Below are 9,132 nucleotides of genomic sequence, written 5' to 3' on the forward strand. Positions count from 1 at the left end.
GATCCTGTAGGATCCTTCCGGATCCCTCCAGGATCTGCACGATCCTTCCGGCATCGAAGAGGAGACCGCCGATGCTGAGCGGGTCGTCGGTGGCAAGGTTTCCACCCCGGCAGATGCGGGCCATATCGGCGATCTCGGGCGAGAGGTCGATCCCCCCGGCCGCCGCCCGGAGCTCGCTGTAGGTGACGACCCCGTCGAGCGGGTCGTGCTGGCCCATCGCAGGGACGAACGGCCGGGAGAGGTCGTTGCTCATCTTCCAGTACATTCTCTTTCTGCCGCCGGAGGAGGGAGTGTAAGCGAACGCAGTATGGGCGATCTCTGCAAGCTCCACCGCCCACCGGGTATAGGTCGGATCTCCGGTCGTCCGGCTCACCCGGTTGAGCGCGTGCATCCATTTGGTGAGGTAGTGATAATACTGCCCGTCCCGCTCCCATTCCAGCCGCTCGTCGAACGGCTCGTCGGGCCCTCGTTCGGGAAGCGGCTTTCCTATCCGGAGACCGCCCCGGGTGGGATGCGCCTCGCCCTCCTCGTCGGGTAAGCCACTGATCCAGCCGGTCCGCGGGTCGTCCTCGCGGTGCCGGCCGAGGGTGTGGTGCACCAGGTCGACGAGGCGGAGGGCGAGGTCGCGGTAGACCCCGTCACCTGTCCGGTGGAAGAGTTCGAGGTAGTTGCAGGCTGCGTAGGCATCCGTCCAGAGGTAACGCCGCGGGCGGGCGCCTGGGGGGTCAAGCCCGGTCAGGCCGGCGAACTCCGCCATGAGATCCCGGACGGCCGGGGTATTTGCATTCTCCGTCATCCCGGGAAACGAGATGCTGCGCCGGTTTCTTAAGTGTTGTCCCGGCGGTGTCCGCACCCCCTTCCATGCTCTGCCGGCCCGGGCATCCCGAACACGGGAAGAGCCGTTCTGGCAGGTCAGGACTGTGGAAAAAGAGGTAATAGCCGGCCTTCCACTCACCGTGCGGGACCGGGGACCATCCTTCCCCCGACCTCGGCCCGCGGGGGCCTGATCCCGAACTCCGGCAGGATGGTGTCGTGCGCGAGGTTGATAAACTCCTGCTGATCGGGACCTACCTGGTGGAGCAGGACGCTGTCGTAGCCCATATCGGCGAGTTCGCCCACCTTCTCTACGATCTTCTGCGGGTCGGGCCCGCAGATGACCTGTTTTGCAACCTCATCCGGCGTCACCATCTGCTGCATCTGCTCAAAGTGCGTCGGCGTGGGGACGATCCAGTTCAGCTCCCCCTTATTTGCAGTGACGGGGAACCACTCGTACGCCGTACGTTTCGCCTCCTCTTCGCTTTTGCCGTAGCAGACCGCGGTCTCGACCATGCACGACTTGCCTTCGCCGCCTGATGCACGGAACGTCTCGATGACCTCCTCGGGCTTCTGCTCGTAGTGGATAAGCGCGTCGCCGATCTCCCCGGCCACCTCCGCCGCCATCGACCCTTCCGCCGAGACGCGGATTGCCGGGAGCTGCTCCGGGAGCTCGAAGATCTGTGCATTGTCGATGATGTAGTAGTTGCCGTAGTAGTCCTGCATCCCTCCCTTCCAGAGCGTCCGGATGATGTTCACTGCCTCGCGGAGCATATCGAGCCGCACCGGCTCCGATGTCGGCCAGATTCCCCCGGTGACGTGTTCGTTTAAGTTCTCGCCCGTCCCGACCCCGAGCTCGAACCTCCCGGGCATCATGCTCGCCGCGGTTGCGGCGGCCTGCGCGACGATAGCCGGGTGGTAACGCACCAGCGGGCAGGTCACGCCGGTGGAGACCTTGATCCGTGAGGTACTCTGGGATATCCCGCCGATAGTGCACCAGGCAAACCCGGCGTGTCCGTGGTTTGCGATCCACGGGAGGTAGTGATCGCTGATGCTCAAAAACGAGAACCCGGCATCCTCGGCCAGCCTCGCGTTTTTCACCAGTTCTGAGGCGCTGTGCGCCTCGGTGAAAAGTTTGTAGCCAATCTCGACCATGCTTCCTCTCCCCTCTCAGGTTCCCCGGCACCTCCATGCCGGGGTATGAGCGGCGGGAGAGATCGTCACCGGCCTTAAGCGTTATGTCGATCGGAAAAACAGCGGGGTTCGGGGGGAGTTCAGTAGCCCGTCGCGTAGTAGTAGCCGTCTTCCTCCCGGACGCGGACAGGGACGCGGAAGAGGTCGCCGACGGCTCCGTCAGTCAGCACCTCTGCTTTCGGGCCGTCTTTTTGGACGGCACCGTCCCGCATCAGGATGACCCGGGAGATCTCCGGGATGATGTCGTGGAGGTTGTGGGTCACGAGGATGATGCCGGTGCCGGATCGGGCAATCTTCCGGAGCGTCTTTCGGAAGGTGTGGAGCGCATGCAGGTCGAGGCTGTTCGTGGGCTCGTCGAGGACGAGGGTGCCGGGGTCGTGGACGAGCGCCCGCCCGATCAGGAGCCTGCGGGCCTCGCCCGAGGAGATCTCCGTCATCGGGCGGTCGGCGAGGTGGGCGACCTCGAGGAACTCGAGGATCTCGTCCGTTTTTCGCTCCATCGCGGGGGTGACTTCGTGGGAGAGAAAGAGCCCGATGCTCGAGAAGAACCCCGAGAGCACGACTTCGCGGCCCGATATGCCGCGGGTGAAGGTATGCTGGAGGTCGCCGGAGACGAGCCCGATGTGCGACCTCAAGGAGAAGGCGTCCCACGTATCCCGCCCCCGAAACCTGAAGACGACGTCAGACCCGGGGGAGGAGGGGTAGTACTCGCGGGTGATCGCCCGGATGAGCGACGACTTCCCGGCACCGTTCGGTCCGAGGATGGCGATATGCTCTCCCTCGCGGATCGTGAGCGATACCGCGTCGAGGAGAATTCTCCCGTCCCGGACGACGCTGACGTTTCGGAACTCAACAAGCGGCGGGGAAGATGGTCGAGCGCTGTCAGTCATGCCGGCTGCTCCGTCGGGTGGGGTTTGCGGTACAGGGATTCCATCGGATGTCGCCGCTCTGTATATTGGACGGTTCTCTTCAAAAGGTATGCTCCGTCATCGCGGTGAACCGAGCAGTGCTGCAACCCTCTCCGGGTCGTCCGTGTAGATGTGGAGGAAACCGGCGGGTACCAGCGTCACCCTGAGATAGCCCGGATACCGCAGATTGGCCAGGACGCGGTAGAGCCACTCCAGCATAAACGCCATCCAGCCGACCGCCAGGAGAACCTGAAAGCCGAAATAGGGGTCGACGGCATGGCCACCCAGATACAGCATCAACTCTCTCCCTACAATATTGAAGAGTACCACCGCGACCGTGAGAAGCCAGAGCGGCACGGACGCCCAGCGAGGTATGGGACGATCGGCATCTTTCACCTCGACCGATCGAACCGCATCCTTTCCGAAGACGAGGGGCCGGGAATGCGGCCGCCGGACGATGACGGAGTTCCCGGAGAATTCTATCGCGGTTCGATACGGATCGAAGTAGAGGCGCCATGCGGCCCACGCCAGAAGGGAGACTGCCAGGAAGGTAAAGGTGAGCCCTGGCCACAGGGAGGGGATCAGGACGGATATCACGAAGAGGAAGAGGAAACCAAGGACGGCGAACGGCATCACCACAAAAAAGCGAGGACTGGTGTACTCCACGAACACGTCCTCCACCACTTCCCGGCTGCCGTCCGCTGCCGTCCCGGTCCCAATCTCATCGCCCGGTGCGGCATACCGTCGTCGGACGGTTCCGGCAGCGGCGGCGTTCGGGCACCAGCCCATCCACCTCCGTATCGTCTCGGAGAGTTTCATCGTCATGCGGATGCCTCCCCGCCGAAGTTTGCGCGGTAGATCTCTTTCCGGTGGAAGAGGTAGATTGCCAGGATGATAATCCCGCCGACAAGCGTCGCGGCTCCCCAGGTCAGCGGCTGCCAGGTGACGATATCGCCTAGCAGCGTCTCCTTCTCGAATTTTTCCCCGGCACGGATACTCTGCGCGTCATAATACACGGCGACGGCGGAGAAGACGAGGAGGATCGGGAGGAACTCACGGTCGTACACGACCGGGAGGAGCCAGGCCAGGGCAATGAGGATAAGCAGCATGTTGTCCTGGTAGCCGCTCCGATCGCTGCCTGCGGTGCCGGCCGGTTCCGGGCCGGGTTTTGGTTCCGGGCTCCTTCCCTGCCACGCACCCCCGTAGCCCGCTTCCGCGCTCGTGCGCCTGACCGGTTTGACGGCGTCGGCGTTCGGGCACCAGCCGAGCTTCCTCCTGATATACTCCAGAAATACCGTCATCCGGTTACCCCCAGCACCCGGGCAATCCGTTCGGGGTCATCGGTATAGATTGCGGCAATCTTCTTCGGAGTCGTTATCGTCAGGGTTCGCGGGTAACGTGTCCGTGCATAGGTGCGGTAGAAGATCATGGGGAAGAAGATCACGGCGCCAAGCCCGGAGATAAACCGCATGGAGGCCGGATTATCCCATCCAAGGTATATACTGCCGGTCGCCGATACGAGAAGCGCCCCCAGTGCCACCGCGAGGAACCAGTAGGGGACCGGGAGTTTGTTCTCCTTCACCTCCACTTTCACGACGGCATCCTTCGGGATGACGACGGGCCGAAAGAGCGGCCGCGTGATGGTAATCGTGTCCGGGGTGACCTCGACACGGGCTCTTCGCATGACTCCATATAACTCCATACCGGAGTAAGCCAGTATGATGACCAGCACAAAAAGGCCCACAACTGGTGCCATAACGAAGAGGCATCCAATGAGGAGAGCGGCGGCAACAGGCAGAATGAAGAGCGTCGCCGGGGTGCCGATCGGACCGTAGTCCACAAGGGCACCCTCCACCACTTCCCGGCTGCCGCCCCCCGCCACCCGGGTCTCAACCTCATCACCCGGCGCGACATATCGGCGCCGACCGGTGCCAGACATTGCCGCGTTCGGGCACCAGCCCATCCACCGGCGTATCGTCTCGGAGAACTTCATCATACGCGTTCACCCTCCGTTGCCGTATCCAGGGTATATACCGACCCCCACTCCGCGATCATGATCGCCTGGTGCTGCCGTTCCCAGAGGATCGTGAGGCCGTACCAGGTCCAGCAGATGAGACACATCCCCAGCACGATCCCGAGCATCCGGTCGAACATCCCGCCCAGAACAAGATACGCCATACCGGCGACGAGGAGAACAGCGGCCACCGGCACCCTCAGGTACTGGACAATGCGCTGTCTTTCGGTCATGTTGTCCCTGCGGAACTCGCCGGCGGCAACCCGCGCATACCGGGAGCGGTAACTGAGCAGAGAGCCGAGGAGCGCTCCTACCGCGACGGCAAGACCCGTCCACACGGCGAGGTGTCCCGAAACATCCTCGAACAGGATAAAGAGCGCCGCTGCCACCGTTGATGCAACCAGCGCCGCGACGAGCAGTTGGTTGTGGTGGCGATGCCACCACCCGGTGCCGGCCCGGAAGGGGCCGTCCTGCCCGCCCGGTGCCGCGGTCGCAGCCGACCGCATCGCGAGCTCCGTCCGCACCGATCCCGCCATGGGACACCGACCCATAAGCCTCCGTATCGCCCCGGTGACCTTCAGCATCATGCGTTTTCACCCTCCGCTGTCGTATCCAGGGTATACATCGATCCCTTCTCTGCGATCAGGGCTGTGTGGTGCCGGCGCTCCCAGAGGATCGTGATACCGTACGTCGCCCACCCAATGAGGCTCAAGGCCAGCATGAACCCGATGATCTGGCCGAACATCTCGTTCCGAACAAAAAGCACCATGATGGCGGCGGAGAGAATGAGGGCCACCGGCCCGCCCAGGTCCCGGATGACGCGCTGCCGCCGGCTCATGTTGGCCCTGATGAACTCGCCGGCGGCAACCCGCGCATACTGCTTCCGGTGACCGAGCAGGAAGCCGAGGGCCCCTCCAGCCCCGATGGCAAGGCCCGTCCACACATCCGGATACCCCAACTCAGCCCCGATCAGGAGATAAACCGCTGCTGTCGCCGCCGATGCGGCCAGTGCCACGGTGAAGAGCTGGTTGTGATAGCGGCGCCACCACCCGGGTTCGGCCCGGAAGAGCCCGTTCTGCCCACCCGGCGCCGCGGTCCCAGCCGGACGCACCGCGAGATCCGGCCGCATCGACGCCTGCATGGGGCACCACCCGAGGTAGGCCCGGATCGTCTCCATGAGAGTCATAACATCATCTCCAGGATTTTTTGCCTGTCCACTGCTATTTCCACCAAAATGGGTTCGTTGTGGATTCCCACCCCGGGTATGTCCCGGGCGGGTGTGCAGACCAGATCCATCGTTCCATGAGTTATCATCAATCTGTTCCCTCCGTTGTGCGTTGCCGTTCCCAGATATAGAGGAGGGGAAAAGCGACGATACCAACAAGCACGATTGCCTGGAGGAGTGGAGCAACAGGATATCCTAACACCACGTAGCGCAGGAGGAGAATTCCGGCTGCTATGAGGTAGAAGACAAATGATCGCGCAACGGTGACGCGTTGAACACCACCGTCGGTGAAGATGATCCGCGCCAGAAGTATGCCGACAATGATAAGGACGGGGAACCAGTAAATCTGGCTGATGGAGTATGCAAGGGACGCATAAAGGTAGATCAGGAAGATCATGACGAGGAGGGCGGTATCGACCGCCTTCTCGACGATAGCCCTTCTCTGCTCCGTTCTCTCCCCTCTCTGTCTCCTCGACCCGAAGGCGTGGCGGAGGATGCTTGCGGGATTGGGATCTACCAGATTTTCCTTGCGCCGGTACCAGACCATGATGAGAAAGTACGCCACAGTTGGTATCAACGCAAGGGGGAATGCATAGGAGATCGATATCGGAAGGTACCCGCTGAGGACGAGGTAACCAATGGTAAGAAATGATATCCAGTAAACCGCCCCAATAGAGCGCCAGAATTCTTCTTTGACGATGGAATCGATCTTCAAACTTACACTGCCTATACGCCGTCGGCCGTCATGCGGAGTGTCCCCGCGCATGCCGGGCCGCGGCTGCATCTGCCGGTGCATCTGCCCCTCCGCGGGGCACCAGCCCAGGTACGCCCGTATCGTCTCCATAAGAGGCATCATACCATCTCCCGGAGTTTCGCGAAGAGTTCGTCGGCCAGACGGGTCGGGTCGTCGGTCTTCGTGAGAGTAATCCCCAGTTCGTCCGCGTAGCCCCAGAGGAGCTCGATGCACCGGGTGTACCGGGGGCATGCATCGCAGTCGCCCTCGTGCTCGTACCAGACCTGCACCCCGTGGTCTGCCGAGACAAAGACGATGGCCGCCGCGTCAAACGGAACGGAACGGCCGAAGAGGACGCCAATCTCTGCGTTCAGGCGCTCGACCTCGATCTGGTTCGCCTGCGCCATCTCGAGAAGCGTCTCCTCGACTTTGCGGTCCATGGCAAGCAGCGCCTTCGAGACCGCCTGGCGGGATATGTGGAAGCGGTCCGCGATCTGGATGTTGGGAAGACCGCCGCGGCGGAGCTGCCAGAACGCAAACTGCCTCTCGTTCAGGGGGAGTGGCATGCGTCAACAGTCGGAGGTTGACAATATATACATTTCGATCCTTCCCGCCGATCCGGCTCGTGTGCGGTGCCCCGCAGCCGGATAGCACCCCGGCCACACCCCACTTCCCTGAATGGACGGTAACAGGCCGCCGGCTTGTATGTGCCTCGACCGGGAGAAGGATCAGAATATTAATCCTCGCCGCGTCGAAAGAGGGCCGTATGGACACAGCACTGCGCGACGCCTATATTGAACTCCACGAGAACTACTTCCCGGGGACGGAACTCCCGATCGCCTTCGAGGTCGGGGGCGCGACCGACGGTGTGGAGAAGGCTCCCGCCCCGAAAGGCTGGAGGTGCTTCGTCTGCGACCTTACGAAGGTACGAAACGGCAAAAGCCTCGTCTTTTCCGAAGACTCCATCGGGTGCCGCGGAGGGAGGTTCTATCTCGGCTACGACGCCGAGCGGTTCCCCGACTTCCGCTACTTCCTCTCCTACGGAAAACCCGGCGAGATGGAGGGGGAGCGCTACAAGCAGACGCCGGAGATCGTGGACGAACTCGACCGGGGAACCGCCCGGATACCGACGAAGGGAAAGGAGATCGTCTTCAAGCGCTGGGATAACCTGACGGACGCGGACAACCCGGACGCCGTCGTCTTCTTCGCCCGGCCCGAGGTGCTCTCCGGCCTCTTCACGCTTGCAAACTTCGACCAGAGCGACCCGAACGGTGTCGTCTGCCCGTTCGGCGCCGGGTGCAGCTCGGTCTTTTACTTCCCCTGGCTCGAGCAGCAGAACGAGAATCCAAGAGCGGTGCTCGGGATGTTCGACCCCTCGGCACGGCCCTGCGTCCCGCTGGATGTCCTGACGATGGCCTTCCCCATGAAGAAGTTTACCCGGGTGGTCGGCTTCATGGAGGAGAGTTTCCTCATCACGGGCACCTGGGAGAAGGTGATGAAGAAGATAGATAGGAGCGACAGACTGCATTCACCATAGTCAGGAAATAACGGGCTAGCTCTTCAGGAGGGAATTCTAAACGCCCTGGAAAGGCGGGCTCGGATATGGGGCGGCAGCCAACAAAAACGCAACACATATTGCCTAAATTAAATGGGCAGGAGGAGTCGCTCTTGGATTTAATGCTACTAAAATTGGACTTTGTTGAAACCCCACCTGTTTGTTCCAGGTGGCCACAATCAGGGGGACTCATGGGCATGGCTTTTCACTAGGTTGCACACCTGCGGTGCTTGTGCTCCGGGCGTTCCGTCCATCGCAAGTCCAAGACCTTCGGTCTTCTCCTGCGATGTCCCGTAGGGGCATCGCCTATCGCCATGACTGCCCCCGCCCTTAGGGCGGGGAACGACTGGCCGAAGGGCAGGAGTTGAAGCACCGAAGGTGCGGGGGAGGAGGCCGGAGGCCGGGTGGGGTGCGACGGACGGAACGTCCGGAGCATGAGAAGACCGGAGGTCTTCGAATGGGGGTTACAGGAATCCCTTCGTATGTGGAGACAGGGGAGGGGGAGACCCCCTCCCCGTCGGCCCCACCCCAATGGCGATAGCCACCACGGTCCACTGTATGAGGACATGCCCGAGAGAAGAAAGGTCGTCCCAGGGACAAGCCTGGTCCGGCACCGCCCTCATCAGGGTAAGGGTGAAGATCAGAATAGGGTCTCAACAGAGCCCGGAAAACATATACTCAACATCAACT

11 protein-coding genes are annotated in these 9,132 nt (G+C 62.1%); 1 reads left to right on the top strand and 10 read right to left on the bottom strand.

Annotated features, from left to right (window positions below):
* The 10 genes from BRA62_RS07455 to BRA62_RS07500 form a co-directional block, all read right to left on the bottom strand.
* Nucleotides 1-796: hypothetical protein (locus BRA62_RS07455; protein WP_292365942.1), on the bottom strand; the 796-nt coding region annotated here is incomplete at its 3' end.
* 155 nt (nt 797-951) lie between these two features.
* Entirely contained in the window at nt 952-1,968 is a 1,017-nt protein-coding gene (locus BRA62_RS07460; protein WP_292365943.1) for a TIGR03557 family F420-dependent LLM class oxidoreductase, read from the bottom strand.
* 119 nt (nt 1,969-2,087) lie between these two features.
* The gene (locus BRA62_RS07465; protein ID WP_292365944.1) at nt 2,088-2,897 is read right to left on the bottom strand and encodes an ABC transporter ATP-binding protein; all 810 of its coding nucleotides are present in this window, start codon (nt 2,895-2,897) and stop codon (nt 2,088-2,090) included.
* A 96-nt stretch (nt 2,898-2,993) separates the two neighbouring features.
* Nucleotides 2,994-3,740 (bottom strand): DUF1673 family protein, encoded by a 747-nt coding sequence (locus tag BRA62_RS07470; RefSeq protein ID WP_292365945.1) that lies wholly within the window; start codon nt 3,738-3,740, stop codon nt 2,994-2,996.
* The gene (locus tag BRA62_RS07475; protein WP_292365946.1) at nt 3,737-4,216 is read right to left on the bottom strand and encodes a hypothetical protein; all 480 of its coding nucleotides are present in this window, start codon (nt 4,214-4,216) and stop codon (nt 3,737-3,739) included. The genes BRA62_RS07470 and BRA62_RS07475 overlap by 4 nt, the downstream gene beginning before the upstream one ends.
* Nucleotides 4,213-4,911 carry a DUF1673 family protein gene (locus BRA62_RS07480; protein ID WP_292365947.1) on the bottom strand — a complete coding sequence of 233 codons (699 nt, stop codon included), beginning with the start codon at nt 4,909-4,911 and terminating at the stop codon, nt 4,213-4,215. The genes BRA62_RS07475 and BRA62_RS07480 overlap by 4 nt, the downstream gene beginning before the upstream one ends.
* Nucleotides 4,908-5,516, bottom strand: a complete 609-nt coding sequence (locus tag BRA62_RS07485) for a DUF1673 family protein (protein ID WP_292365948.1) — start codon at nt 5,514-5,516, stop codon at nt 4,908-4,910. The genes BRA62_RS07480 and BRA62_RS07485 overlap by 4 nt, the downstream gene beginning before the upstream one ends.
* The gene (locus tag BRA62_RS07490) at nt 5,513-6,115 is read right to left on the bottom strand and encodes a DUF1673 family protein (protein ID WP_292365949.1); all 603 of its coding nucleotides are present in this window, start codon (nt 6,113-6,115) and stop codon (nt 5,513-5,515) included. The genes BRA62_RS07485 and BRA62_RS07490 overlap by 4 nt, the downstream gene beginning before the upstream one ends.
* A 127-nt stretch (nt 6,116-6,242) precedes the next feature.
* Nucleotides 6,243-7,010, bottom strand: a complete 768-nt coding sequence (locus BRA62_RS07495) for a hypothetical protein (protein ID WP_292365950.1) — start codon at nt 7,008-7,010, stop codon at nt 6,243-6,245.
* Nucleotides 7,007-7,453, bottom strand: a complete 447-nt coding sequence (locus BRA62_RS07500) for a hypothetical protein (RefSeq protein ID WP_292365951.1) — start codon at nt 7,451-7,453, stop codon at nt 7,007-7,009. Before BRA62_RS07500 ends, BRA62_RS07495 begins: the two co-directional genes overlap by 4 nt.
* 200 nt (nt 7,454-7,653) lie before the next feature.
* On the opposite strand from BRA62_RS07500, the gene BRA62_RS07505 reads away from it, so the two are divergent.
* Entirely contained in the window at nt 7,654-8,424 is a 771-nt protein-coding gene (locus BRA62_RS07505; protein ID WP_292365952.1) for a DUF169 domain-containing protein, read from the top strand.
* Nucleotides 8,425-9,132: the final 708 nt, after the last annotated feature.

Source organism: Methanoculleus sp. UBA208 (assembly GCF_002498065.1).
In the GTDB taxonomy this organism is placed as follows: Archaea; Halobacteriota; Methanomicrobia; order Methanomicrobiales; family Methanoculleaceae; genus Methanoculleus.

What these genes read in the sequence shown, in the direction of transcription:
- BRA62_RS07485 (WP_292365948.1), bottom strand. Translation starts at nt 5,516, where the DNA reads ATGATGCTGAAGGTCACCGGGGCGATACGGAGGCTTATGGGTCGGTGT.
- BRA62_RS07495 (WP_292365950.1), bottom strand. Translation starts at nt 7,010, where the DNA reads ATGATGCCTCTTATGGAGACGATACGGGCGTACCTGGGCTGGTGCCCC.
- BRA62_RS07470 (WP_292365945.1), bottom strand. Translation starts at nt 3,740, where the DNA reads ATGACGATGAAACTCTCCGAGACGATACGGAGGTGGATGGGCTGGTGC.
- BRA62_RS07505 (WP_292365952.1), top strand. Translation starts at nt 7,654, where the DNA reads ATGGACACAGCACTGCGCGACGCCTATATTGAACTCCACGAGAACTAC.
- BRA62_RS07460 (WP_292365943.1), bottom strand. Translation starts at nt 1,968, where the DNA reads ATGGTCGAGATTGGCTACAAACTTTTCACCGAGGCGCACAGCGCCTCA.
- BRA62_RS07490 (WP_292365949.1), bottom strand. Translation starts at nt 6,115, where the DNA reads ATGACTCTCATGGAGACGATCCGGGCCTACCTCGGGTGGTGCCCCATG.
- BRA62_RS07500 (WP_292365951.1), bottom strand. Translation starts at nt 7,453, where the DNA reads ATGCCACTCCCCCTGAACGAGAGGCAGTTTGCGTTCTGGCAGCTCCGC.
- BRA62_RS07480 (WP_292365947.1), bottom strand. Translation starts at nt 4,911, where the DNA reads ATGATGAAGTTCTCCGAGACGATACGCCGGTGGATGGGCTGGTGCCCG.
- BRA62_RS07475 (WP_292365946.1), bottom strand. Translation starts at nt 4,216, where the DNA reads ATGACGGTATTTCTGGAGTATATCAGGAGGAAGCTCGGCTGGTGCCCG.
- BRA62_RS07465 (WP_292365944.1), bottom strand. Translation starts at nt 2,897, where the DNA reads ATGACTGACAGCGCTCGACCATCTTCCCCGCCGCTTGTTGAGTTCCGA.